This is a genomic window from Endozoicomonas numazuensis (assembly GCF_000722635.1).
GTDB classification, from domain to species: Bacteria; Pseudomonadota; Gammaproteobacteria; order Pseudomonadales; family Endozoicomonadaceae; genus Endozoicomonas_A; species Endozoicomonas_A numazuensis.
Genome location: NZ_JOKH01000001.1, coordinates 1,569,061 through 1,593,885, shown reverse-complemented (window position 1 = coordinate 1,593,885; position 24,825 = coordinate 1,569,061). Strand labels below are relative to the sequence as shown.

Below are 24,825 nucleotides of genomic sequence, written 5' to 3'. Positions count from 1 at the left end.
GTCTTTTACAGGCATGTCTAGACCTGTCAAAAAAGGCTAACGCAGAGTCTGGATCCCCCTGGAGGCCCCGAAGGGCAAGGCAAAAAGGCGGCACCTACTGCGTTCCAGTTTTTATTAAGGACTAAGGCCATTAACCGCAAACTGCGCCTTGTATCTGCCGCCTTTTTGCCTTGCAGAGCACGCATAGGACTTGTTCACACCTTCCCTAGAACTGGCTCTCTGCAAACTTATCCCTTACCCAGAATAAGCCCACTGGTAGGAACACCGGTACCGGCTGAAACGATCATGTTTTCAACCTTGTCGACCTGGTTTACAGCTTCACCACGAATCTGACGCACCGCTTCCGCAATACCGTTCATACCGTGAATATAAGCTTCACCTAACTGACCGCCGTGCATATTGATTGGCAGTCGTCCACCCATTTTAATGTCACCATTGCGGACAAAATCTTTGGCCTTGCCTTTATCGGCAAATCCAAACTCTTCCAGCTGGGTCAATACAAATGGAGTGAAGTGGTCATAGATGATGGCTGACTGAATATCGTCAGGTGTCAGACCAGCCTGCTTATAAAGCTGCTTGGCCACTAAGCCGACTTCAGTCAGACGAGTAATATCCTTACGATAAAAATGCGTCATCATCTGCGGATCATCACAAGCGCCCTGAGCAGCACCCTTAATAAGAGCCGGCTCTTTATTCAGCTTCTTGGCGCGCTCAGCCGAAGTAATGACCAGAGCAACACCGCCATCACTTTCCTGACAGCAGTCCAGAAGGCGCAAAGGTTCAGCAATCCAGCGAGAGTTCTGATGATCTTCCAGAGTGATGGGTTGTTCATAGAACCAGGCATTCGGGTTGGTAGCCGCAAATTCCCGAGCTGCTACCGCTACACGACCAAAGTCTTCAGAGGTTGCGCCGGTCTCATGGAGATACCGTTGAGCATTCATGGCCACCCACGATGCCGGTGTAACCAGTCCGTGGGGAATGTACCAGCCATAATGTGCAGTTTCGAAGTCAGGCTCAGCGGCCGTATCCTGCATACCTGCACCAAAGCGGTACTCTGAGCGCTCGTTCATGGCACGATAAACAACCACCACCTCACAAACACCGGTTGCAACAGCCATAGCTGCCTGCTGAACTGTACCGCAGGCGGCACCACCACCGTAGTGAATACGGCTAAACATTTTCAGCTCTTTACCACCAATTTCCCTGAATACTTCAATTTCAGGGTTATTATCCATGGTAAAGGTAGAGATACCATCTACTTCTGAAGGGTCAATACCCGCATCGGCCAGCGCCTGGGTGACACACTCTACTGCCAGCTGCATTTCACTGCGGCCAGAGTTTTTGGAAAATTCAGTGGCTCCAATACCGACGATTGCCGCCTGGCCACTCAGCGTTCTGTTGGACATTCTTTCACTCTCGCCTTATGCCAGTGGTAATGCAACCAGCACGGTGCCGGTTACATGACTACCCATACTGTTCTTTCCGATCACTGAAACTTCAACCAGGTTCTGGTCGTCTTTTTGCTGTTTTTCAGTCACCTTGCCTACCAGACGCATACTGTCGCCGGGATAATTTGGTGCACCCAGTTTGATATTCACCTTTTTCAACATACCTTCAGGCCCACTCCAGTCGGTGACAAAGCGCCCAACCAGACCATTAGTGGTCAGAATGTTCATGAAGATATCAGGAGAACCCAGAGCCTGAGCCTTCTCCTTGTCATGATGCACATCCTGATAATCACGGGATGCCATTGCGCCTGCAACTATCTGTTCTGCCGTCACATCAATGATCAGTTCAGGCAGCTTCTGCCCAACTTCTACCTGGTCAAAGCTCACTCGATTCGCCGTTTGATTCACAACAGTCTGGCTCATAATACGTTCACCACAGATTCTTTGTCCGCCAGCAGAGCTCCCAATTTGGCCAGCTGCAGGCTGCCCCCACCCAGGTTCAACTCGTTTCGCTTGGCCCACAGGAAGTAACGATGCAGCGGATAATCAATATCAGCACCAATACCACCATGCAAGTGCTGAGCCGTGTGAACCACTCGACCACCTGCGACACAAGCCCAATATTTTGCCGCTCTGACTTCTGGCTCTGCAGGCATGTTCTCACTCAGTTTCCATACAGCCTGCCAGTAGGTTGAACGCATACCTTCAATATCCATGTAGGCATCCGCACATCTCAGTGTGGTGCCCTGGAATTGTGCGATTGACTTACCAAACTGCTTTCTCTCAGTCGTATATTCTACCGTGCGTTTCAGTGCTTCCTCGGCAATACCGACCTGAGTAGCTGCATGGCAAACATTACCGCGATCCACCATAAACTTGTAGGCTTCTTCGCCCTTGTCCGCTCCTGCCAGTACCTGAGCCTGAGATAAGCTGACATTAGACAGAGTCATGGTATATAGCGGCTCGCCGTTTGTACTTTCCTGATACTCCAGCTCAACACCCTCAGTTCCGGGTGTCACCAGGAAAATCACCGTTTTACCATCTTCCTGAGTGGCCGGTACCAGAACCACGGCTGATTCTTTGGCATAAGGAACACAGACACGGGTGCCATTCAAAATGTACTGATCACCGTTTTTTTCTGCATTCAACACGGTTTTGTGAGGATTACTGAGCCCTTCTTCAGCCAGGGCCGCTGTTAAAATACTCTCACCGGTGGCCAGTGCCGTCAGATATTGTGTTTTTTGCTCTTCAGAGCCATATTCAGCCAGCGCCAGTCCTGCCAGAGCAAGGCTGGGTAACAGAGGCAAAGGCGCAACATAACGTCCCTGCTCTTCCAGCATCAGACAAATTTCGACCAGTCCAAAGCCGCTACCGCCATAACTTTCAGGTACAGCCATACCCAGCAGTCCGGAATCGGCAAACTGCTGCCACAGATCCTTGTCGTAAACTTCGCCTTTCTCTTGCAAAGCTTTCAGTCTTTCATCCGTCGACAAATCTGCCAGTACCTGTGCGCTCAGGTCCTTGATAGCCAACTGATCTTCAGTCAATGAAAATTCCATATCCTCGCTCCTTTAAGGTTTCCTTAAGCTTCAACAGGTCTGAACAGGGCCAGTGTCAATTCTTCATCGCACTGAGTGATCTCTGCCTTAACCGACATTCCAATCTTTACATCCTCAGGCTCGATACCAACCAAGCCAGCGACCAGACGGGTGCCTTCTTCCAGTTCCACAAGAGCGATGGGGTTAGGTTCATCAAAAGCAGGCAGAGCGGGATGATGCAGATTCACAAAACTGTGAATCACACCGTTACCACTGGCTTCAACCGCATCACGCTCCAACGAACGACAGCTTGGGCACATGGGTGAAGGTGGATGTCTCAGGGTTTCGCAGGACTTACAACGCTGAATCAACAGCTTACCTTCTTTCAGTCCATCCCAGAAGAAACGGTTGTCACGATTAATACCAGGACGAGGTCGTACAGCTTTTTTAGCCTTGGCGCTTTTATTTTGCTGGTCGGCACTGGAAGCCTTTGGCTTGTTATCGCTTTTGGGTGGAATGAATTTGAGCAGGCGGAAACGCATCTCACCTACTTTTTCTTCATTCTGATCAACAAAAGTCCACAGCTCAGTGACAAAGTACCCGCTACCCAGGGCGGTATCTTTTCTCTCGGAAATAGATTCAATTTCCATGTAGTGAGAAATATCATCGCCTGGCTTGAGTGTACGGAAATATTCCTGGTCACAGTTAACGGCCACTACACCGACAAAACCATACTCATCCAGAATATTCAGTACGTAAGGCTGAGCTTCGGTACGCTCTTTTGTTCCCGGAGCATGCTGTCCTGTTACGCCTCTCATGGTCCAGGCCTGCAGCATCGTAGGAGGTGCTATCGTTGAACCTTCGGAGCTCTTTGCAGCGTATTCTGCATCGGTATACATGGGGTTCTGATCCCCCATAGCCTGGGCCCAGTGACGGATCATGGGCTGATTGACTGGATCCCAGCTTCTGTGAGGACCAACCCTCACACCGACGGTCTCAGCCATCCGGGCTTCCAGTTCCTTATTGTTGTTCTGATCAGTCATGCTTACTGTCTCCGCCTGTTGATCAGGCCAGATGTTTTTCACTTCCTTCAAGGGCTGTTAAGCCGGAAGTTTCTTCTGTTCTTTTTATGCACTTATCTTACGCACTTATCGCTATAGGCATAGATCAGTTAGCATTTTACGGGTCGGGAGGATGCAGGCAATTACAAAAATGGCCATTCGTGGCTGGCAAAAATATCAATAACAGAGAATAAGGATCATTAATGGCATTAAAGCCATGAACATATCGGGCTCACGATGATCATACCCTACTCTGTTCTCACTAACCCCTTTCCCATGCACTGCTAAACCTTCAATTCAGCCGCTGCCCAATCACTTCACCCAAAAAAGCCTTGAGCACCCTGACATTAGCGGGAAGCAACTGACGCTCCCGGGAGACCATATAGATAGGAGGCCTGGAAGCAAACTGGAAATCAGGCAACACCTGGACCAATTTGCCAGAACGAATCTCTTCCTCAACAAAAAACTTGAGCATGACCCCAACCCCCATATGCGCCTTCACCAGTGTTTTAATGCCATAAATATCATTCATGGCCACACGACTTTCGATCTCAACAGCAAACTGCTTCTTATCCTTGTGAAAGACCCACGGGACAGCACTGTTAAACAGGCGAAAATGAGAAGCCATACAATGGTGATCTTTCAGATCTGAAGGCATTCGAGGCTCGCCCTTCTGCATCAGATAATCTGGTGTTGCCACCAGAACGACTGAACACTGCCCCAGACTTTTACAAATAAGGGAACTGTCTGACAGCTGCCCCATAGTGATAATGATGTCCTGTTTATCAGAGAAGGCTTTAAGAGTCGGCTGCTCTACCGTCAGGTCTATTTTGAGCTCCGGGTACTCATTCATCAGTCGTGGCAGCTCAGGAAGCACCAGTTCTCTGGCTAGCAGAGGTGGAACACTGAGACGCACAATACCCGATATGTCTTCTTTCAACGCCTGCCCGGTCTGTTCCAGATTGCTGTAACACTCCAGCATGGATTGAACATTAGGCAGGAGGGTTTCTCCCGCTTCAGTTAGAAAAAGATGGGGGCTTCGATGAAAAAGCTTGTAGCCCAGAGCCACTTCCAGCCTGGCCATTTGTTTGCTGATGTGTGAATTCGATACTCCCAGTTTTTCTGCTGCCTGACTGAAACTCCCGAGTTCAGCGGCGCAGCCGAATATCTGATACTGCTCGATCTTACTCATAAGACACTGTTCTTATTTTATTCAGGAGCCGATGATAACAGATATCACGGATCATCCTGCCCGTTTCCATATGGAAAACCCGGATTTCCAACCAGGCTGTTTATTAATTTTTCCGAGTCCCTAAGCTGAAGACACGTAATTAAACCCCATAGATACACTCATGACCCGGAAAATAACAATGAAAAAGGTCTCTATCCTGCTGGCTGTTGCGGTCCTGCTCGGAGTCGCAGTCAGTCAGATCAACCTGGCATCATTCATCAGTTATCAACAGAAACGAAGCGACGCCATTATTGCCGAGAAAATGGCCGCCAGTATTGGCACACTGGCCTATGTCTACGGCTACCCTCTGGTGGATATGGCCGCACAGATGCACAACGAAACCCATTTAGTGAAGGCGGAGCAGCAGGTCTACGCCCCCATTAACCGTTTGCACCGATTCGATGAAATTGTAGGGCCTGACAATGCAGGCAATCTTAGACTGCCCAATAACGACACGCTTTACTTCAGTGGCTGGTTTGATATCCGCAATGAACCTGTAATTATCCATACGCCCGACACTCAAGGTCGCTATTTCACCATTGCCGTCACCAACCTGTATTCTGAAGTGACCCACATTGGACGACGAACATTTGGTACTGACGAAGCCTATTACGCACTGGTATCTCCCGACTGGCAAGGGACACTGCCTGAAGGCATCACCCCGATTGAAGTTGAGTCTACAACAGGCTGGTTGCTGGGCAGAATGTATGTAGCAGGCAAGAACGACAAACCCGCCGCAGTGGATGCCATGAACAATATCTGGATGGCGGCACTGAGCGAATTCACTCCGGGACAAAAACCCGCCACTCCCACCCCTGCGAACTCAGACCCTATCGACCCACTGAAGTCTATAGAGTTTTTTAGCTACATGAATAAAGCTCTGAGAACGCTGCCAACCCGGGCCAGTGAACAGGCTTTAATGGCTCAATTTGACCTGATTGGTATTGGCCCCAACAGTCACTTTGACCCTGAACAATTGAGCGAAGCCACTCTCAAGGGACTGGAACAGGCTCTGGAAGAAGGCATTAACATTGTTGAAGCGTCTGAACTCCGCACCTTACCCAGTTATAACGGCTGGATGATTCCACAGAAAGTAGGTCGCTATGGATTTGATTATATTCAAAGAGCTTCAGTCGTCGCCAACGGTTATGGCAACCTCCCGGAAGAGTCTACCTATGCTGCCACCCTGACATCCGGTGATGATGACATCATGACCGGCAGCAATACCTACAAATTGCATTTTGAGAAAGGTCAGTTACCACCTGTAAAGGGTTTCTGGTCAGTGGCCACTTACGAACTTCCTAAAAAACAACTGGCCAGCAATGAAATCAATCGATACAGCATTGGTGACCGAACCCCGGGGATTCACTTCAACGACGATGGATCTTTAACAATCTGGCTGCAATCTGAAAAGCCGGAAGACCCCAACAAAAACTGGCTGCCCGTCCCTGAAGGTATATTTATGGCAGTAATGAGAATGTATGAACCTGAACAGGCCATTCTTGATAAAGAATATCAGCTGGCTCGGATTGAGAGGGTGAAGTAACCCGGAAATTTCTGCGATGGTCGCGCAGAACCTTGCGGCACTCGACACCTGTTCCAGAGTTGTTCTAGCTCCTGCATCCCATCCGGTCATAAGGGGTTAAGCTATGGAGTGCCGGACTGGTGTGTACGGTCGATTGAAATAAACCTTCTCCGTGCCACAGGGAGGCAGACAGAAACAGCTTGTTTCCTCTGTGTTAAGCCGTGCCAACATTGAATTTAAAATAGACACGTTCGCCTCCTTTGAATTCTATGTTGCTACGGTTTACATTGAAGAACTCCACTGATTAGACAGCACCTCAGCCTGCTTCAGGCACAACTCAATGGCGTCCTTGGCTTCATCGGGTGGGTACTTCCATTTCCGCAAGACTCGACGAATCAGGTTACGCAACTTAGCTCGTACACTGTCCCGGACTTGCCAGTCCACCGTTGTGCTTTTACGCAGTTGTGCTGTTACATATTTGGCCAGTTCTCGCAGATTACTATCACCCAGCTCTTTGACTGCCGATTCGTTCTGAATCAGGGCGCGATAGAAAGCTATTTCATCAGGGTTAAGGCCGGATTTCTCGGCCAGCTCTGCATCTACTGCCATCTCCTTGGCCATCTTGATCAGCTCTTCAATCACCTGGGCCGTTTCAATGGCGCGGTTATGGTATTTCCGCAGTGTTTCCATAATGCGGTCAGAGTATTTCTTCTCGGAAACCACATCGGTTTTCATCCGGGCTTTCACTTCATCCCGCAGAAGCTTTTCCAGAAGCTCTACCGCCAGGTTCTTCTGGGGCAGGTTGGCGACATCTTCCATAAATTCAGGGGATAGCAACCCGATATTCGGGCGATCCAGCCCTACCATTTCAAAGATGTCATCCACCCCTTCAGCAACAATGGCATTATCGATGATCTGTTTCAGGGCAGAGTTTTTCTCTTCATCGGTACGCTTTTTGTCAACGCTTGTGTACTTGCTGATCGCGGCTTTAACAGCGGCCAGAAACGCGATTTCTTTTTTCAGTGGCTCCGCTTCATCAAGGGTGCTGCACAGGGTGTAAGCGGAACTGATGGCAGCCATCACATCCAGAAACCTTTTCTTGCCGTCCAGCTTTTGATTGGCCGCAGGCGCTCCGGAAGGACCGACCAGCGCCAGAATATGCCCCATTGCACCTGGCAATAATTGCAAAGCGTTGGATTCAAAGTTGCTGTAATCAAAGGGTTGTCCATTAACTGGAGTAGCAAACATTCCTCTGGCCACATCCATCTTTTCCAGGAGGATAGCGAAAGCTTCATTGGCGTCGTGGGTGGGCTTGCCTTTACCGTTGGAGTTGGTATAGGTGTTCAGTGCATGTTTCAGTTCGTTTGCGATACCAATGTAATCCACCACCAGGCCACCGGGTTTGTCCTTGAATACCCGGTTAACCCTGGCAATGGCCTGCATCAGGTTATGGCCCTTCATAGGCTTATCGATGTACATGGTATGGCAGTTGGGTGCATCGAAGCCGGTCAGCCACATATCTCGCACAATCACCAGTTGCAACGGATCATTCACATCCTTGAAGCGTTTCTCAAACAGCTTCTTGGTCTCTTTGTTGTAGATATGGGGCTGCAGCTTTTCTTTATCGGAGGCGGAGCCGGTCATCACAATCTTGATGACTCCTTTGGCTGGGTCAGTGGCCGCGCCTAATGGAGAGCCTTGCCAATCGGGCTTCAGAGCCACAATGGCATTGTACATATCTACACAAATCTCCCGGCTCATGGCAACGATCATCGCCTTGCCGGGCATTGTGCTGATGCGATTTTCATAATGAGCTACAAGATCTTTGGCAACCTGTTCAATCCGTGGCTCACTGCCAACCAGCTTTTCAAGAGCTGCCCATTTAGATTTGGTCTTCTCCTGTAGCTCGGTTTCTTCGTCCTCAATAATTTCGTCTACTTCTTCATTGAGGCTTTCGATCTGTTCCTGTTTGATATCCAGTTTGGCAAGACGGGATTCGTAGTAGATTGGCACAGTTGCACCGTCGTCTACGGCATCCTGAATATCGTAGATGGAGACATAATCACCAAACACTGCCCGGGTATCTTTATCGGCAGAGTCGATCGGTGTACCGGTAAAGCCAATAAACGATGCCATAGGCAACGCATCACGCATATGCTTGGAATAGCCAAACGTGTATTTGCCTGTGTCCTTATTAAATTTGGCTTTATCCCCATACTGGCTCCGGTGAGCCTCATCGCTGACCACAACAATATTGTGCCTGTCACTCAATACAGGGTGGCTGATCTCATCAGCCAAAAGCGCAAACTTCTGAACCGTGGTAAACACAATTCCGCCAGATTGTCGTGAAGCCAGAATATCCCGCAGGTCATCCCGGTCTGTTGCCTGTACGGGTGTTTGCTTGAGTGATTCGGCAGCCATGCCGAATGTGTTGAACAGTTGGCCATCCAGGTCGCTTCGGTCGGTAACGACAACTAATGTAGGGTTGTTCATCTCCGGTTGGGCTAGTAACTTTCCGGCATAGCAAACCATGGAGATGGATTTGCCTGACCCCTGGGTGTGCCAGACGACACCGGCTTTACCCGAGCCGGGCACAACCTTGTCGCCATAGTTAGCTCTTGGTTCTGCAACCGCATTTAGATCATCTTGACGGGCTGCAATAACCGTGGCTTTAACAGCTTCCCGTACGGCATGGAACTGGTGGTAACCGGCAATCTTCTTAATAATCGCATCGCCTTCGGTCTCAAACAGAACGAAGTGACGAATATAGTCCAGAAACAGTTCGGGCTTGAAAAAGCCTTTGATCAAAGTTTCCAGGTGATATTCAAACAGCGGCTTATCGTTTTCATTGGCTATAGTGCGCCAAGGCAGAAAGCGCTCTTTGTTCGCTGTCAGGGAGCCCACCCGCGCATTCAGTCCATCACTGACTACCAGAGCCTCGTTAAACACAAACAGGTCGGAGATTTCTTCTTTATAGGTCTGCAGCTGCTGAAAGGCGGACCAGATATCGGCATTACTGTCAGCCGGGTTTTTCAGTTCAATGACCGCTAACGGCAGCCCATTAATGAAGACAATGATATCTGGGCGTCTGAGACCTTTACTGCCAGAAATAGTAAATTGGTTAACTACCAAAAATTGATTGTTATCACGTTTGTCATAATCAACCAGTCGTACATAATCTACAACCGTTTCGTTGTCTCGCTTAAACTCTACCTTCACGCCTTCCAGAAGCAGCTGGTGGAAGGCTTTATTATTTTTGATAAGGATAGGCGTGTCCGGTTTGCTTACCCGTTGAACGACAGCTTCCAATGTTGCCATAGGTATATGGGGATTTATGATTTCCAGCTGCTCCAGCAAACGCCCAGGCAGGAAAATCTGACGATAATCCGAGCGTTCAGAGTAATCACCGTCCGGCGCAATATCATAGCCGGATACTGAGTCGTAGCCGATGCTCTCGAACCATTCCAGACAGAGTTGTTCCAGTTGATCTTCAGTGATCATTTGTACTCCTTATCGATCTCTGACCCAACGGTAATATAGGCCTGCTGGGGGTGATTGAGCTTGGTCGGGTACATCAACCTGATGTTTGTGCTCTTTGATCAATTGTTGCAGGTATTTTTTGCGCAGTGATTCGCCACTTCGATTCAGCAGTTTTTCCAGTTCTTCAAGTTGCAATGTTCTCAGGGCACACAGGCCAAGAATGGCCTGACGAACCTCTTCACTGGGGGCGCGCTTTTTTGAGGCGATGGGTATTGCCAGGGCCGTCAGCTCGTTCTCTAAAGGTCCGGAGCTTGGAGTGAAAGGTCCAGACCCTTCGGGGCAAGGTCCGGACCTTTCACCCTCAGGCCAGGATCTTTCCATTTCCATCCCTTTGGAAATGAGTTCTAACATCGTATCTTCTGCCATAGCCTGAGCGGTGAAATAAATCGTTCCGCGACCGCTACCATCTTGATATAGAAGCTTTTTTTCAACAAGAGAAGCAAGCTTCTGTTTAGCTGCTGTATCTTCAAGCATTTCGATAGTCAGCATTCAAAATCCTGTTGGCTACCAGTACCCGACAGTGGTCATGTTACCGCTCAAGCAGCTATTCATCTACATTAATATGTTTAGTAAGCCTACGGAGATAATCATATTGAGCTTAAAGTACAGAACCTGATAGGTTTTGCCGTCGACCGTAGTTGTTGCATTTTTTACACATACTGAATCCCATTCTGATTCATCTTTCCTGAAGGCATTGAGGGTATGCCGGAAAACCACAAATTTGTCCTGTTTAAAAATTATTTCGCATCTTCAGGAAGAAGGGAAATTTCCTTCTCAATCTGTTCAATACTGGGCAGTTTATCTTCCAGTTCATCTGGCAATGTCTGAGCCAGTTGATACTCTGCAACGCCTATGGGCTTGGCATTATCCCTGAGGGCATATTCGGCCACTACCTTGTTTCGGCTCTTGCACAGCAGCAGACCGATGCTCGGAGCATCCTGTTCTGCTTTCATCTGGCTGTCTACCGCCGAAAGGTAAAAGTTAAGTTGGCCGACATGCTCAGGTTTAAAATCACCGGTTTTCAACTCCACCACGATATAGCAGCGCAGTTTCAGGTGATAGAACAGCAAGTCCATATAAAAATCATCGTCCCCAACCTCTAGCCCGGATATTTCATAAACTGCCCCGAGTCTCGCGCAGGACTTTGGCGCTCTAAGGGATTTTGCGAAGGAGCGCCGTACCGGGGAGTACGGTCGACTGAGTAAAACTCCCTTAGAGCGCCAAAGAACAAGCGAGATCGGGAGCAAGTTTATGAAATATCCGGGCTAGATGCACCTGTTGGCCCACATAGGCAAAACCTGCACCCAGCTCAAGCAAAAACAGACTGATATGTCGGGTCAGAGCCTGCTCGATATCCCGTTCTTTCGCCGCTTCTTCCAAGGATAAAAAATCAAACAGGTAAGGGTCTTTCAGAGTTTGCTGTGCCAGTTCCGATTGGGAATCAGGTAGAGACTGTTCAAAATTGCTCACGGCTGCGCCCTGACGTTCCAACAGGCGGCTCTCTATCTGGTGTGCCAGTACATTGCGAGACCAGCCGTTTTCAATGGTTTTGGTGGCGTATTCCAAGCGCTGCTGACGGTCTTTCAGCTTGCTTAACAGCAGAAGGTTATGCCCCCAGGGAATTTGTCCAACAGTCTGTTGGACATTTGACTCCCCGGTAAAATCAGGCCAGGCATCAGCAAAGGCACGCATATACATCAAATTGGCCCGTGAGAAGCCCTTGAGGTCAGGAAAACTGCGCTAAAGGTCATGGGCCAGCTGCTTTACCACTTGGGCTCCCCAGCCTTCAGCCTGCTGACGCTCAAGAATCTCATGGCCAATCTGCCAGTAAAGCCCCAGCATTTCCCGACTGACCGCTAATACCGCTTGCTGACGGGCCGAATGAATTCGGCTTTTGATGGTGCTGAGCCATTGGGAGTAATGGCTTGGGAGAGTTTCAGACACAGGCTGGCTCCTGCTGGGTGTTGTTATCCTGTGGCTCTATTGGCAAAGAGCTTTGCGACGAGCAAGGTCCCGGTTAAGAACCATTATCTCATTGGGTTTGATTTTCCACAGTTTCAGAAAAAGTGTTTGAAATTTTTTCTGAAGCTTATCGGTCAGGGGAGGAAGGTAGGCCTTGGGTGCATCTGGTATCACAAGAACAAGTTGAATCTTGAGTGCTGACCAGTCAGAAAATATCAGTTTATCCGGCACCCCATTACCAAGCGCTTCATGGCGGCCTACAAGCCCCAGTGCTGTGAGCTGCAGAGAGTTATAGAGCTTTTCATAGATTTCTTGCCACCACTCTTCGTAACGGACCTTGTCTTTAGTTTCATTTGGAATGGAACTTTTTGCTTCAAGTACCCATAAATTGTTCTCTTGTACACACAGAAACTCAGCTTTTTTGATACCTTTGCCAACAGCTTCTGCAGCAGGACAAAGTTCTATGCGGTAGCAGCTATCATCATCAAACTCAAACTGCAGGCCTGATTCTTCAAATTCCAAGGTCAGGCCACTCCAATTTCCTGTTCAAACAAGCGTACAGACTCGTTGATGATTTCATTATCCGGTATGCCGTCTTTTAAGCTAGCTTGTTGCCATTGGCCGTTACCGTTAGCAATCAGGACAGGAATATCAATATTTTCCTGTAACGCAGTGATATAAAGTTTCTTCACCACATAATAAGAATGGCTGGCAATGAAAAACTGCATACCTTGCTTGGCTAACAGCTCTATAATATCGAATAATTGAGTAATAGCGGTTGGGTGAAGGGCTGATTCTGGTTCGTCAATAAACACAACGGAGTCTTGAGTTAGATACTGATTACGAATCAGAATGTCCAGTATGCCGATTTTCTTAATACCCTCGGCTGTCGCATTGATAGAAAAGCGAGTATTACCAACTTTATAAATCCATTCTTTACGATTTCTATCGTATTCAATACGACCTGCGAACATACTCTCAAGCGCATGGCCTGTTTGAGCTAGGGGGAGGTTGCTTTTACCCTGAGGCTCTTGCTTCTGCAATGCCAAAACCAAATCCGTATAGGTGCTATCAAAGCCAAATTGCTTTTCTATGATAGCAGTTTGCAAAATGATTTTGTCTAATGACAGCACCTCTTTGGGGGGCATAAATATCGAGTTGGCTTCTCTGCGATGCAACCCTTCACTAGTGACATCACCAACCTGCTTAGCGGTGTCCTGCCCAAAACTAAAGTCCAAAGGAGGTTGGCCTTTTAATGTCACCGAAGCTGAGAGTTTCTTCCCTTTGCCCTTGCTGACAATATCTCCAAGCTTACCACTCTGGAAAGTCCAGTAGAGTTTGTCGCTCAGCACGTCTGAAAGGCTGCTGTTACTGTGTCCACGTCCGGTTTCTTCGAGAGTACGGATGGCAGCATACAGAGCCTTTAATAGCCAGGTTTTCCCGGCGCTGTTGGGGCCAATGATCAGATTGATCTGGCCAAGATTATCGGCAGCCACATAGTCCAGTGGTCCGAGATTTTTGAACTCAAATACCTTTATCATTCGGTTGTCCACCTTTTGCGGTGCCAACGGCAGTTCTTCTTGTGGTGTGCTCACTGTGGGCTGGCCTCCGCAGTGGCGGGTGTGTTATTCAGCATATCACTTTTAATAAACTTTGCAGCGTTTGAGTAAGGCGTTAGCTCGCCGGAGAGGAGTTTGGGGAGGAGGGTGTCTCTTATCGAACCCAATGAAGAGGATTCTTCAATATTTTTAGTCATCTTTGCTTGGAGCGAAGTAACAACTTTTTCAAACTGATCTGAAATCACCTTTGATGGTGTGACAAGCTCAATCTTCTTCAAATTAGTTACAGGTTTAGCAATCGCAGGTACACCCACTTGAGACTTATATGAGAACAATTCATGTTGACCAATATAAGAATGAAAATAGAAAGCAAGAAATACTGGGGAAATTAATTCTCTATTTGGCCTGATAAAGCACTGGCTTTGTGAGGCAATGTACCGATCATATTGTGACCCTTCAGTAACTATGCTTACTTGGCCTAAAGTACCTCGATGGGTAATGACAATGTCTCCACGGAAGACATTTGATTTACTTAGTCGATCAGCATGTTCTGGTGTTATGAAATTATTATCACTATCAGTGAGCATAATCCCTCTAAGCTGTTGACCATTAATAATAGGAATACCTTGTTCAACAAATGTATCTACTTTTATGTTTGAGCCAAATGGCCCCATAGCAACTGTAGTAGAAAGGTCGTTGATAGTTTTTTCAGACCATCCCTCCGGAATCTCTCCCAACTCCGACTTAACCAACACTTCCGGAAACAGTGCTGCAGTAGCTTTCAGCTGTTCAATCTGTTCTGCACCCAGCAGTGCTAGTTCGTCGGATGACTTGCCGCTGATAGCACACATAGCCGCCCGCTCTGGGTCTTGCCCGTTTTCTATGGCGGCGATTTTGGCACGGGTGGGTTCGAAATCCACAAACCAGCTTTTGAAAATGGCCTGGGCGATGTGTTCGAGGGTTTGGTTGGTTTGGCGGTTGAGTTCGATTTTATCTTCGAGGTTTGCTAAAACTCTGCGAATTCTTTCTTGCTCTTCTTTGCATGTCGTTGTTTTTACTTCATAGGGATAAACTGCATTTCTGTTGAGTGATTTCTGTGCACTTCCAGAATTAAACTGATCAAAGTTAATGGTTTTGAGTAAGTAATAAATGTACCTTACATCATTCCCTTTGAAGTCTGTGATATAGAGACAGGTATTTAATGGCCAGTAATCTTCGGAGCTGAAGCTGACTTCTCCCATAGAATTACCACTTCTTCCTACAACAACTCCAGGGCCAGAGATTTTGGCTTTATTATGGAATCCAGTGATTCCTGAAGACCCCATAATAGGAACTGAACCAGCAACACGATCTTGTGAAGGAAGATCATGCCCCCTTTGAAGAGATATCAACTCACCTAATGGTTTTAAGACCCAATCAGACATCAAAACCCAACCCCGCCAGATTCACCTTAATCTCACCTTCCAACCGATCAGACATCGCATCCCCCGGATACAAAACAATCATCCCTGAACCTCCCAATAACCACCTTTATCAGACCCAATCCGTTTCAACTGTCCAAACTCCTGCAATTTCTTGATATTCCGCTCGATGGTACGGGTAGTGGTCCCGGTTGACTGAGCCATCTCGGCAATGGTCATCCTGGGGCTGACTGACAGCAGACGGAGTATTTTCTCCGACGTTTTCTCCGACGTTTTCTCCGACACTTTCTCCGACACTTTCTCCGACACTTTCTCCGACACTTTCTCCGACATTTTCTCCGACGATTTTGGTGTCGAAGCAGGCTCCCGAACCTGGTTTCTCAGAGGGCGGTAGAGCTCCCAGTCTATAAAATCGCCAGTTTCAGACAGTCTGGGTTCTGGAAGCTGTGCTTCCTGACAGGCTTCCTTTATCCGCTGAATGCCGCTGCCCCACTGTTCTATATAGTTCAGGGTTTTAAAGACACGGGCGATCACCCGGTTCCGCACTTCAGAACGGCCTTTCTGAATATCATCCGTGGTCAGGCCATTAGGCAGGCCACCGGGTGAGACAATGTTCAGGGCATCATCATAAATGCCCAGCTTTATATCCCGACCGAAGTTGCTGTAGTCACGGTGAACAAGGGCATTCACCAGCACTTCCCGGATAGCGGTGAAAGGGATTTCGTAACTGTCCTGTCTTTGCAGCTGGTTAATATCTGCTTTCAGGTGCAGGTGGTTTTTGATAAACAGCTCCGCTTGTTCAAGCTGAGAAAACAGATCCCCCCGATACTCTTTTTTGTCCAGAAAAATGGACATGGTGTTCCCTTTGAAACGACTGCATTTTATTTCACAGTGTTCGTAATAACCCAGAAGTATGAGCAGACCATGGGTCGGGTAAAGTGAGTCTTGTTCAGAACGCACCAGTTTCAGGTTCTGAAGCTGTTGTTTGTTGAGTATTTTGCCCAGAGCTTGAAAGCGCTGTTCCAGAGGCGAGAGGTCCAGATCATCCAAAGAAACTTCGGCGTTGATCTGTTCATCAAATGACCGGTGAAATCGCTGTCTCTCCAGCTCAGCCAGCTGTTCAGCGCTGGCTATACGATTCGTGGCGCCAATACGTATATAGCAACCCTTCTCTTTACCTTTCTTCTTCAGGTAATAAGGAAGCATTGAGCCTCTTGAAACACGGATAACCAGTAGCTCCGTGCCCCGTACATTTTCCACATAGGTTTCAGGGAGCAGTGCCGGGGCGATAGAGTCGTAGAGTGTTGAGCTGATCTGATCCATCAGTTCAAACACATCTTTATCACCCAGGCCTGTCAGTTTGCGTTTGTCGTTGACGCCAATAACCAGCTTACCCCCGCCAGAGTTGGAAAAGGCAATCATGGTTTTTGCCAACTGATCGTGGCTGGGCAGCTGACTCTTGAATTCCAGGGTTTTACTCTCACCCTGTTGGATTTCATCCAGTAATGAGCGGTCAGAGTTCATATCCCAACCCCAACAAATTCTTTTTAATCTCGATTTCCAGCCGATCCGACTCCGCAAACTGCTCTTTCAACTGCCCAGTCAACCGAGCCATTTTCTCCGCAAAAGGTTCGCCATCGTCTTCTTCTGCTGCTGCACCGACATAGCGCCCGGGTGTCAGCACAAAGTCGTGTTTTCTCAAAGCTTCAAAATCAGCAGACTTACAGAAACCGGCTTCATCTTCGTAACTTTCACCCGTTTGCCAGTTATGGTAAGTCTCTGTGACTCGGGTCAGATCCTCCGCAGAGAAATCACGCAGCACCCTATCTTTCATAAAGCCAAGATTACGGGCATCAATAAACAACACTTCGCCTTTGCGGTTGCGTAGCTTGCGACCACGGGAGTTGGTGCGTTCATTTTTGTTTTTGGTGAGGAACCAGATACAGGCAGGAATTTGGGTATTGGTAAACAGCTGGCCGGGCAGGGCGACCATACATTCCACCAGATCGTTTTCGATCAGGGCTTTACGGATGGTGCCTTCATTATTGGTGTTGGAACTCATGGAGCCGTTGGCCAGCAACAGGCCCATACTGCCATTGGGCGCCAGGTGATACAGCATATGCTGCAGCCAGGCGAAGTTGGCATTGCCTGACGGTGGTCGTCCGTATTGCCAACGGGGGTCATCATCGCTGATGCCGGTGTCCCACTCTTTCATATTGAACGGCGGGTTGGCCATGACAAAATCAGCCCGCAAATCCGGGTGCTGGTCATTGGTGTAGGTGTTGGCAGGCTCTTTACCAAAGTTAAAGTCGATACCACGAATCGCCATATTCATGGCCGCCAGCTGCCATGTAGTGTGGTTGTATTCCTGCCCGTAAATGGACACATCTCCAATACGGCCTTTATGAGCACTGATAAAGTGTTCACTCTGTACAAAGAAACCACCCGATCCCATCGCCGGGTCGTACACGCGGCCTTTAAAGGGTTCCAGCATTTGCACAATCAGGCTAACGATGGATTTGGGCGTGTAGAACTGACCGCCTTTTTTCCCTTCTGCCAGGGCAAACTGACCGAGGAAGTATTCGTACACATGGCCGAGAATATCTTTGGAATCAAGAGAGTCATGCTTGAAGGGTACGGTGGCAATCAGGTCGATCAGTTCGCCCAGTTTGGATTGGTCAATCTGCAACTGTGTGTAGCGTTTGTTCAGTACCCCTTTCAGTTTGGGGTTGTCGTGCTCGATGGCTTCCAGGGCGTTATCAATCAGTTGACCAACAGAACGGATTTTTTTGGTCTTCCCTCCTGAAGAGCCGCCTTCGCTAACTTCCAGCTCACCCGTGATGACCACTTTATTCTGGTTCTGAAGAAACTCCCAGCGTGACTGCTTGGGCACCCAGAAGACATTGACTTCGGTGTAGTAATCACGCTCTTCCAGTTCTTCAGCGATAGCTTCAGCGTATTCATCACCGTCTGCACCATCGAATTCTTCTGGATCGAGGAAGTATTCGTGATCTTCGTTCTTGAACTGTTCAGTCAGCTCATCACGACGAATATCAAAGGAGTCTGAAACGTATTTCAGAAAGACCAGACCCAAAACGGTGTGTTTGTATTGTGCTGCATCAAGAGTAGAGCGCAACTTGTCGGCGCTGGTCCAGAGCTTTTTCTCAAGGTTGTTGAGAAACTGCTGTTCTGTAGTCTTCATAAAAAACTTCAAGTTAGTGGGGCCATCTCATACAGGCATGCTACCGCCCAAAACAACGCCTTGATCAATACATAAACAGACTCAGCAGGGTTCCCGGTAGCCAGATACTTATAGAATACTTAATTTGGTCATGAATGTATTTAGTGAGATTACGAGCGCAAGAGTGACAAACCTGATGCACCCTCACCCCTTCCGATAAGTCAAAGGCGTAAGCCCGGTCCAGCTTTTAAAAGCACGAATAAAAGCACTGGGCTCTGAAAAGGCCACTTTAGCGGCAATCTCTTCTATGGATAGCCGCTTCTGATTAAGAAGATGGATGGCAATGTCCCTTCGAGTTTGCGTCTTGATGTCCTGAAACACCGTTCCTTCTTTCTTCAATGCACGACGCAGGGTTTGCGAGTGCATATTTAAATGAGCAGCGACCACTTCTATCTCTGGTAATTCTTTTTTCTCTTTGAGGCTGACTTCAATCAGGTTTCTAACGTTCATCGCCACCTGTTTATCACTGACTCTGGTTTCAAACAGATTCATAGGAGCACGCTCCATATAAGCCTGCAGAGACTGATAGGATTGGCAATTGGGTAAATCAAAGGCATTACGCTGATAAACAATGGTATTTCTGGGTTGGTTGAACAGTACCGCCGCACCAAAAAAGAGAAACTGATACTCTTCCGGGTAGTCCGTAGCGGGATAGTCCAGCGTGACCTGAACGATCGGCATTCTTTCATTGGCCAACCAGCTGTGAAAACGATGAAAAGACATCAGAGTTGTTTCCACGATGTAGGCATTGATCACTGCGTCTGTCGAACGACGGGCAATTTCATGAGTCACCAGATTGTCATCTAATGTCAGCCGATGGTGAAAGCCATTCTCCAACAGATTCGCATACTCTACCGAACGCTCATAAGCCTCCCCAGTGGAGGGGCAATTAATCACCGCATTGCACATCATGGCAGACACACCAATCCTTTGCGGCTTACCCAAAAGCCCCATAGCTTCATCATTTAGCAACAATGTCAGCTTATTAACCAGCCTGAAATATTGGGCTGCTTCCACCCTTGAACGGTCTTCAGTCAATACTTGCAAAGGAATCTTGCACTCATGCAAAAGCTTCTTGAGGTCATAACCCAGAGCCTTGGCACCATCGAGTGTCTGACGTACATAAGCCGAACTGATTGTAATTGCTTTCATTCTTTACACTCTGAAACAGCCATGAGCGGGAAATGCGGCTCCCCCCGAAACATGAAAATGACTAGAGGGTCTGATAGAGCTGCATTTTCATTGTAAAAGAGTCGGTTCCAACACCCTTCCTAGGACTGATTCTTCTAGTCGTCTCGTCCTTCCAAACCTGAATTCTAAAGTAAAACTGTCATCTAATGTCAATTTTTATGTCCCCCTCTGTCATTGTTAAGTCAATCGTTCCAAAGCAGAATGAGCCACAGTCCATAGCTGCAAATGACAGCTTCAGGGAATCAGCCGGTACAAAACAGTTTCAGGACAACCGGCCACCTGGAATTAAAAAAGCAAGAAGAAATTAAAGGAAACCCAACATGCCCCATCCAGTGTATATCTATGATGCCGTACGCACTCCAAGGAGTAAGGGTAAGAAAGACGGTAGCCTCTACACAGTCAAGCCTATCGATCTGGGCGCTTCAGTACTGAAAGCCATGCAAAGTCGTCTTGACCTGGATACTTCATACGTCGATGACGCAGTATTCGGTTGTGTGACACCTGTTGGTGAACAGGGTGGCGACATCACTAAAATGATCGTTGCCAATGCTGGCTGGGATCAGAGTGTTGCCGGTGTCCAGCTGGACCGTTTCTGCGCTTCCGGCCTTGAAGCTGTGAACATTGCTGCTCAGAAGATTGCTTCTGGCTGGGAAGACCTGGTCGTAGCCGGCGGTGTTGAGTCTATGTCCCGTGTTCCCCTGGGTTCCAGTGGTGGCGCTATGGGTGCAGACCCTGAGTTTGTTTTCAAGAATGGTTTTATTCCTCAAGGTGTGGCCGCTGACCTTTTGGGTACTCTGGACGGTCACACCCGTGAAGAGGTGGATGCCTTCGCAGTAGAATCACAACGTCGTGCTACTCACGCCCGCGACAATGGTTACTTTGACAAATCTGTTGTTGGCGTCAAAGACAGCAACGGTGTCACCGTTCTGGACAAAGACGACTTCATCAAGCCTGAAACCACTATGGAAGGCCTGGCCAAACTGAAGCCTGCTTTCGAAATGCCAGGACAATTTGGCTTTAACGATGTGGCCATCAGCAAGTACCCACAGGTTTCCAAAGTTAACCACATTCATACTCCGGGTAACTCTTCCGGCATCGTAGATGGTTCCTCAGCGGTTCTGGTGGGCAGTGAGAAAGCCGGTAAAGATCTGGGTCTTACACCTCGCGCTCGTATTGTCGCCACTGCGGTTCTGGCTGTTGAGCCCGTTCTGATGCTGGCTGGCCCAGCTCCTGCTGCTCGCAAAGCACTGAAAAAAGCCGGCCTGCAAGCCAGCGATATCGATCTGTGGGAAATCAACGAAGCCTTCTCTTCTGTTGCCCTGCGCTATATGAGTGAACTGGAAATCTCCCACGACGTTACCAACGTAAACGGTGGCGCTATTGCCATGGGTCACCCACTGGGTGCTACCGGCGGCATGCTGGTCGGCACAATGGTTGACGAGCTGGAACGTCGTAACCTCAAGCGCGGCATGATCTCTCTCTGTGTTGGCGGTGGTATGGGTATCTCCACCATCGTTGAACGGGTTTAAGACTCGACAGAACAGCCTGCTCCCATGATCCAGCGTGGGAGCGTGAGCCAGACCCAATATGCATTCCCACGCAGAGCGTAGGAACGAGAAAACAGCCATGAGCTGTGAAAAAGAACAGAGAGAACAAGAACAATGAGCGGATTTATTTACGAAAAAGATGCCGACGGTATCGTCACCATCACCATGGACATGGAAGGTTCAGTCAACGCTATGACTGAAGAATACCGTGGCACTATGGAAGACACTGTGACCCGTCTGGAAGCAGAAACCGACATGACAGGTGTCGTTTTTGCATCAGCCAAAGACGTCTTCTTTGCCGGTGGTAACCTCAACGAGCTGGTAGAAGCTCAGCCCGGTGATGAAGAAGATTACATGGAAGGCCTGGAAGTGGTAAAAGGTCATTTCCGTCGCCTGGAAAAACTGCCTGTACCTGTAGTCGCTGCCATTAATGGTGCGGCACTGGGTGGTGGTTTCGAACTCTGCCTGGGCTGTAACTATCGAATTGCCTGGAATCACCGCAGCGTCAAACTGGGTCTGCCTGAAGTAAACCTGGGCTTGCTGCCGGGTGCAGGTGGCATCGTTCGTACCGTTAATATGCTGGGCCTGCAAAATGCTCTGCCTTACATTATGGAAGGCAAACAGATCACTCCGGACAAAGCGCTGGAAGCAGGCCTGATTAACGAACTGGTCGACACCAAAGAAGAACTGGTTTCCCGTGCTAAAGCCTGGATCCAGGAAAACAAGGACAACGACGAAGCCAAAAGCCAGCCCTGGGATCGTAAAGGTCACAAGATCCCTGGTGGCGACACCAATAACCCACAGGTAGCTCAGCTGCTGGTTATGTCGCCTGCGATGCTGCTGCAAAAAACCAAAGGCTTGATGCCTGCTCCCGAAACCATTCTGGATTGTGCCGCAGAAGCCGCTCGACTCAGCTTTGACGGCGCTCTGAAAGTCGAAAGCCGTGGTCTGACCAAACTGGTTATGACTCCGGTAGCGAAGAACATGATTACCACCTTCTTCTTCCAGATGAATCAGGTGAATGGCGGAGCCAGTCGTCCTAAAGGCATCGACAAAACAGATGTGAAGAAAGTCGGTGTACTCGGCGCTGGTGTCATGGGTCAGGGTATCGCTCTGGTTTCAGCCATGGCAGGCATTGAAGTTGTCCTGAAAGATCTGACCGTTGAAGCCGCTGAAAAAGGCAAGAGCTACTCTGATAAAGTGCTCTCCAAGCGCGTTTCCCGTGGTCGTATGAATGAAGAGAAAAAAGCAGGCATTCTGAGCCTGATCAAGCCTACAGCCAACAACGAAGACCTACAGGGCTGTGACCTGATCATCGAAGCTGTTTTCGAAGATATTAATCTGAAGAAGAAGATCGTTCAGGAGACAGAACCTTTCCTGGCAGAAAACGGAACTTATGGCTCTAACACCTCTTCCCTGCCTATCGGTCGTCTGGCAGAAGCCAGCTTGAACCCAGAGAACTTCATCGGTATCCACTTCTTCTCGCCAGTCGACAAAATGCCGCTGGTAGAAATTATTTGTGGTGACAAAACTAGCCAGGAAACACTGGCCAAGGCTTTTGACTACTCTCAGAAGATCAAAAAGACGCCTATCGTCGTTAATGACTCTTTCGGCTTCTTCACTTCCCGTACTTTCGGCAGCTATCTGGATGAAGGGGTTCAACTGCTGAAGGAAGGTTTTCATCCGGTTGCTCTGGACAACCTGGCTAACTCTATCGGCATGCCTCTGGGCCCGCTGGCTATCTATGACGAAGTAAGTCTGAGCACCTCTTTAAAAGCCAGCGCTTCTGCTGAAGCACTGGGTCTTCTGGATGTTCATGGTGACAGCTCAATTACTCGTGGCGTTATGTCCACCATGGTTGAAGAACACGGTCGTGGTGGTCGTCATCAGGGGGGTGGCTTCTATCAATACGGTGAAGATGGCAGTAAAGAAATCTGGCCTGGACTGTATGACCTTTACTACAACAAAGATCTTGATATCCCGAATGAAGACGTCAAAGACCGCCTATTGTTCCGTCAGGTCATTGAAGCCCTGAAAGGTTTGCAGGAAGGCGTTGTACACTCCGTTGCCGATGCCAACATCGGAACCATCATGGGTATCGGTGCTCCTGCCTGGACCGGTGGTCTGATCCAGTTTGTCAACACCTACGGCACTCAGAAGTTCGTGAATCGTGCGACCGAACTGGCCGAGAAATACGGTGACCGTTTCGCTCCACCTGCCATTGCTGTTGAGAAGGCTGAGAAAGGCGAGCTGTTCGTATAGCCTGTTCGCTTGCCCTCACAGGAGGTTGATCGAGAATAAAATCTCGATCAACCTCCGAGGGATTGACAGCCTCAAAATAACTATAAAAATTGGAGACGTACACAATGGGTCCCCTGACAGGCTTTAAAATTATCGAGCTCGCTGGCATTGGTCCAGGCCCTTTCTGTGGCATGCTGCTCGCTGACATGGGCGCAGAAGTCATTGTCATTGAACGAGCCAGCTCCGAACATGTCATGCCAGACGTCACAAGACGTGGGAAAAAATCCATAGCCCTGAACCTGAAAAGTAAAAAAGGTCTCGAAACCCTTCTGAATCTGGTTGAAGGTGCTGACGCCGTCTTTGAAGGTTTCCGTCCTGGTGTGGCCGAACGACTGGGTGTAGGTCCTGAAGACTGCCAGAAGCGCAATCCTAAACTGGTTTATGGTCGAATGACTGGCTGGGGGCAGACAGGTCCTTTGTCTCAGGCTGCAGGTCATGACATCAACTATATCGCTCTCACAGGGGCTTTGTACGCAACCGGCCGCAAACATGAAAAGCCTGTTCCTCCCCTGAACCTGGTAGGCGATTACGGTGGTGGTGCCATGTTCCTGGCGGTGGGTCTGCTGGCAGGATTACTGGAAGCACAAAAAACAGGCAAAGGTCAGGTGATAGACGCCGCCATGACCGATGGCTCTGCACTCCTGATGTCCATGTTTAACTCATTCCATGCCATGGGAATCTGGAGCACCCAGAGAGGCAGCAACCTGCTGGACAGTGGCGCTCATTTCTATGACACCTACGAGACTCAGGATGGTAAATACGTTTCGCTGGGTTCTATTGAACCCCAGTTCTACAGCCTGCTGATTGAAAAAGCCAACCTTGATCCCAGTGTGTTTGGTGACCAGCATAACTCTGCTCGCTGGCCTGAATACAAGGAAAAGCTGGAAGTCATTTTCAAAACCAAGACTCAGGCAGAGTGGTGTGAGCTGATGGAAGGCTCTGACGTTTGCTTTGCACCTGTCCTCGATTTCCTGGAAGCACCACAGCACCCACACAATGTCGCACGTAATACTTACATCGAGATTGATGGTATGACTCAGCCTGCTCCGGCCCCCCGCTTCAGCCGTACACCTTCTGAGGTAAGCCATGGCTCCAAAGCAGCCGGTGTGGACACCGAAAGTGTACTCAATGAATGGGGCTTCTCAGCAGACAAAATCCAGGCATTGAAAAATGCCGGTGCACTCAGCTGAACTTAAGTTGACTATGCATTCCCATGTTGGCGCGCGGGAATGCAGTTTAGAAAATCATAAGCGGAAGATT

At 48.7% G+C, this 24,825-nt stretch carries 19 protein-coding genes and 1 pseudogene; 4 read left to right on the top strand and 16 right to left on the bottom strand.

The window, feature by feature from the left end:
* Positions 1–227: 227 nt before the first annotated feature.
* The 5 genes from GZ78_RS06995 to GZ78_RS06975 form a co-directional block, all read right to left on the bottom strand.
* The gene (locus tag GZ78_RS06995) at positions 228–1,406 is read right to left on the bottom strand and encodes a lipid-transfer protein (RefSeq protein WP_034833744.1); all 1,179 of its coding nucleotides are present in this window, start codon (positions 1,404–1,406) and stop codon (positions 228–230) included.
* Between the two features lie 15 nt (positions 1,407–1,421).
* Positions 1,422–1,871 carry a MaoC family dehydratase gene (locus GZ78_RS06990; RefSeq protein WP_034833743.1) on the bottom strand — a complete coding sequence of 150 codons (450 nt, stop codon included), beginning with the start codon at positions 1,869–1,871 and terminating at the stop codon, positions 1,422–1,424.
* Complete coding sequence (locus GZ78_RS06985; protein ID WP_034833741.1) at positions 1,868–3,007, bottom strand: acyl-CoA dehydrogenase family protein; 1,140 nt, start codon at positions 3,005–3,007, stop codon at positions 1,868–1,870. Before GZ78_RS06985 ends, GZ78_RS06990 begins: the two co-directional genes overlap by 4 nt.
* A gap of 23 nt (positions 3,008–3,030) precedes the next feature.
* Positions 3,031–4,029, bottom strand: coding sequence for a bifunctional MaoC family dehydratase N-terminal/OB-fold nucleic acid binding domain-containing protein (locus tag GZ78_RS06980; protein WP_034834412.1), 999 nt, complete (start codon positions 4,027–4,029; stop codon positions 3,031–3,033).
* A 310-nt stretch (positions 4,030–4,339) separates the two neighbouring features.
* Positions 4,340–5,239 (bottom strand): LysR family transcriptional regulator, encoded by a 900-nt coding sequence (locus tag GZ78_RS06975; RefSeq protein ID WP_034833739.1) that lies wholly within the window; start codon positions 5,237–5,239, stop codon positions 4,340–4,342.
* Positions 5,240–5,417: 178 nt separating this feature from the next.
* Between GZ78_RS06975 and GZ78_RS06970 the strand changes: the two genes are divergently transcribed.
* Positions 5,418–6,824: a DUF1254 domain-containing protein gene (locus GZ78_RS06970; protein ID WP_051785899.1), complete on the top strand. Its 1,407-nt coding sequence runs from the start codon at positions 5,418–5,420 to the stop codon at positions 6,822–6,824.
* A 261-nt stretch (positions 6,825–7,085) separates the two neighbouring features.
* Here the strand turns inward: GZ78_RS06970 and GZ78_RS06965 are convergent, their stop codons facing one another.
* The 11 genes and pseudogenes from GZ78_RS06965 to GZ78_RS06920 all read right to left on the bottom strand — a co-directional run bounded on the left by GZ78_RS06965 (position 7,086) and on the right by GZ78_RS06920 (position 19,678).
* Positions 7,086–10,304, bottom strand: coding sequence for a type I restriction endonuclease subunit R (locus tag GZ78_RS06965; RefSeq protein ID WP_034833738.1), 3,219 nt, complete (start codon positions 10,302–10,304; stop codon positions 7,086–7,088).
* Positions 10,305–10,313: 9 nt separating this feature from the next.
* Entirely contained in the window at positions 10,314–10,832 is a 519-nt protein-coding gene (locus GZ78_RS06960; protein ID WP_034833736.1) for a hypothetical protein, read from the bottom strand.
* A 248-nt stretch (positions 10,833–11,080) separates the two neighbouring features.
* Positions 11,081–11,455, bottom strand: a complete 375-nt coding sequence (locus GZ78_RS06955) for a PDDEXK nuclease domain-containing protein (protein ID WP_407919761.1) — start codon at positions 11,453–11,455, stop codon at positions 11,081–11,083.
* Between the two features lie 100 nt (positions 11,456–11,555).
* On the bottom strand, positions 11,556–11,813 hold the full coding sequence (locus GZ78_RS30225; protein WP_236631503.1) for a PDDEXK nuclease domain-containing protein: 258 nt from the start codon (positions 11,811–11,813) through the stop codon (positions 11,556–11,558).
* 24 nt (positions 11,814–11,837) lie between these two features.
* Positions 11,838–12,287: pseudogene (locus tag GZ78_RS30220) on the bottom strand (DUF1016 N-terminal domain-containing protein); the annotation flags it as partial.
* Positions 12,288–12,323: 36 nt separating this feature from the next.
* A complete protein-coding gene (locus GZ78_RS06945; protein WP_034833735.1) occupies positions 12,324–12,827 on the bottom strand; it encodes a hypothetical protein in 504 nt (167 codons plus the stop codon).
* Positions 12,828–12,829: 2 nt separating this feature from the next.
* Positions 12,830–13,846 carry an AAA family ATPase gene (locus tag GZ78_RS06940; protein ID WP_034834407.1) on the bottom strand — a complete coding sequence of 339 codons (1,017 nt, stop codon included), beginning with the start codon at positions 13,844–13,846 and terminating at the stop codon, positions 12,830–12,832.
* Positions 13,847–13,896: 50 nt separating this feature from the next.
* A complete protein-coding gene (locus GZ78_RS06935) occupies positions 13,897–15,288 on the bottom strand; it encodes a restriction endonuclease subunit S (protein WP_051785896.1) in 1,392 nt (463 codons plus the stop codon).
* Positions 15,289–15,366: 78 nt separating this feature from the next.
* Positions 15,367–16,809 carry an AlbA family DNA-binding domain-containing protein gene (locus tag GZ78_RS06930; RefSeq protein WP_034833734.1) on the bottom strand — a complete coding sequence of 481 codons (1,443 nt, stop codon included), beginning with the start codon at positions 16,807–16,809 and terminating at the stop codon, positions 15,367–15,369.
* Positions 16,799–18,487 carry a class I SAM-dependent DNA methyltransferase gene (locus tag GZ78_RS06925; protein ID WP_034833732.1) on the bottom strand — a complete coding sequence of 563 codons (1,689 nt, stop codon included), beginning with the start codon at positions 18,485–18,487 and terminating at the stop codon, positions 16,799–16,801. The genes GZ78_RS06930 and GZ78_RS06925 overlap by 11 nt, the downstream gene beginning before the upstream one ends.
* A 183-nt stretch (positions 18,488–18,670) precedes the next feature.
* Positions 18,671–19,678, bottom strand: a complete 1,008-nt coding sequence (locus GZ78_RS06920; RefSeq protein WP_034833730.1) for an AraC family transcriptional regulator — start codon at positions 19,676–19,678, stop codon at positions 18,671–18,673.
* Between the two features lie 359 nt (positions 19,679–20,037).
* Between GZ78_RS06920 and GZ78_RS06915 the strand changes: the two genes are divergently transcribed.
* The 3 genes from GZ78_RS06915 to GZ78_RS06905 all read left to right on the top strand — a co-directional run bounded on the left by GZ78_RS06915 (position 20,038) and on the right by GZ78_RS06905 (position 24,755).
* Positions 20,038–21,246, top strand: a complete 1,209-nt coding sequence (locus tag GZ78_RS06915) for an acetyl-CoA C-acetyltransferase (RefSeq protein ID WP_034833728.1) — start codon at positions 20,038–20,040, stop codon at positions 21,244–21,246.
* 132 nt (positions 21,247–21,378) lie between these two features.
* The gene (locus GZ78_RS06910; RefSeq protein WP_034833726.1) at positions 21,379–23,526 is read left to right on the top strand and encodes a 3-hydroxyacyl-CoA dehydrogenase NAD-binding domain-containing protein; all 2,148 of its coding nucleotides are present in this window, start codon (positions 21,379–21,381) and stop codon (positions 23,524–23,526) included.
* Positions 23,527–23,630: 104 nt separating this feature from the next.
* Complete coding sequence (locus tag GZ78_RS06905) at positions 23,631–24,755, top strand: CaiB/BaiF CoA transferase family protein (protein ID WP_034833725.1); 1,125 nt, start codon at positions 23,631–23,633, stop codon at positions 24,753–24,755.
* Positions 24,756–24,825: the final 70 nt, after the last annotated feature.

Excerpts from the sequence above, each read along its gene's own strand:
- GZ78_RS06995 (WP_034833744.1), bottom strand. The coding sequence starts at position 1,406 with ATGTCCAACAGAACGCTGAGTGGCCAGGCGGCAATCGTCGGTATTGGA.
- GZ78_RS06990 (WP_034833743.1), bottom strand. The coding sequence starts at position 1,871 with ATGAGCCAGACTGTTGTGAATCAAACGGCGAATCGAGTGAGCTTTGAC.
- GZ78_RS06985 (WP_034833741.1), bottom strand. The coding sequence starts at position 3,007 with ATGGAATTTTCATTGACTGAAGATCAGTTGGCTATCAAGGACCTGAGC.
- GZ78_RS06980 (WP_034834412.1), bottom strand. The coding sequence starts at position 4,029 with ATGACTGATCAGAACAACAATAAGGAACTGGAAGCCCGGATGGCTGAG.
- GZ78_RS06975 (WP_034833739.1), bottom strand. The coding sequence starts at position 5,239 with ATGAGTAAGATCGAGCAGTATCAGATATTCGGCTGCGCCGCTGAACTC.
- GZ78_RS06970 (WP_051785899.1), top strand. The coding sequence starts at position 5,418 with ATGAAAAAGGTCTCTATCCTGCTGGCTGTTGCGGTCCTGCTCGGAGTC.
- GZ78_RS06965 (WP_034833738.1), bottom strand. The coding sequence starts at position 10,304 with ATGATCACTGAAGATCAACTGGAACAACTCTGTCTGGAATGGTTCGAG.
- GZ78_RS06960 (WP_034833736.1), bottom strand. The coding sequence starts at position 10,832 with ATGCTGACTATCGAAATGCTTGAAGATACAGCAGCTAAACAGAAGCTT.
- GZ78_RS06940 (WP_034834407.1), bottom strand. The coding sequence starts at position 13,846 with ATGATAAAGGTATTTGAGTTCAAAAATCTCGGACCACTGGACTATGTG.
- GZ78_RS06935 (WP_051785896.1), bottom strand. The coding sequence starts at position 15,288 with ATGTCTGATTGGGTCTTAAAACCATTAGGTGAGTTGATATCTCTTCAA.
- GZ78_RS06930 (WP_034833734.1), bottom strand. The coding sequence starts at position 16,809 with ATGAACTCTGACCGCTCATTACTGGATGAAATCCAACAGGGTGAGAGT.
- GZ78_RS06925 (WP_034833732.1), bottom strand. The coding sequence starts at position 18,487 with ATGAAGACTACAGAACAGCAGTTTCTCAACAACCTTGAGAAAAAGCTC.
- GZ78_RS06920 (WP_034833730.1), bottom strand. The coding sequence starts at position 19,678 with ATGAAAGCAATTACAATCAGTTCGGCTTATGTACGTCAGACACTCGAT.
- GZ78_RS06915 (WP_034833728.1), top strand. The coding sequence starts at position 20,038 with ATGCCCCATCCAGTGTATATCTATGATGCCGTACGCACTCCAAGGAGT.
- GZ78_RS06910 (WP_034833726.1), top strand. The coding sequence starts at position 21,379 with ATGAGCGGATTTATTTACGAAAAAGATGCCGACGGTATCGTCACCATC.
- GZ78_RS06905 (WP_034833725.1), top strand. The coding sequence starts at position 23,631 with ATGGGTCCCCTGACAGGCTTTAAAATTATCGAGCTCGCTGGCATTGGT.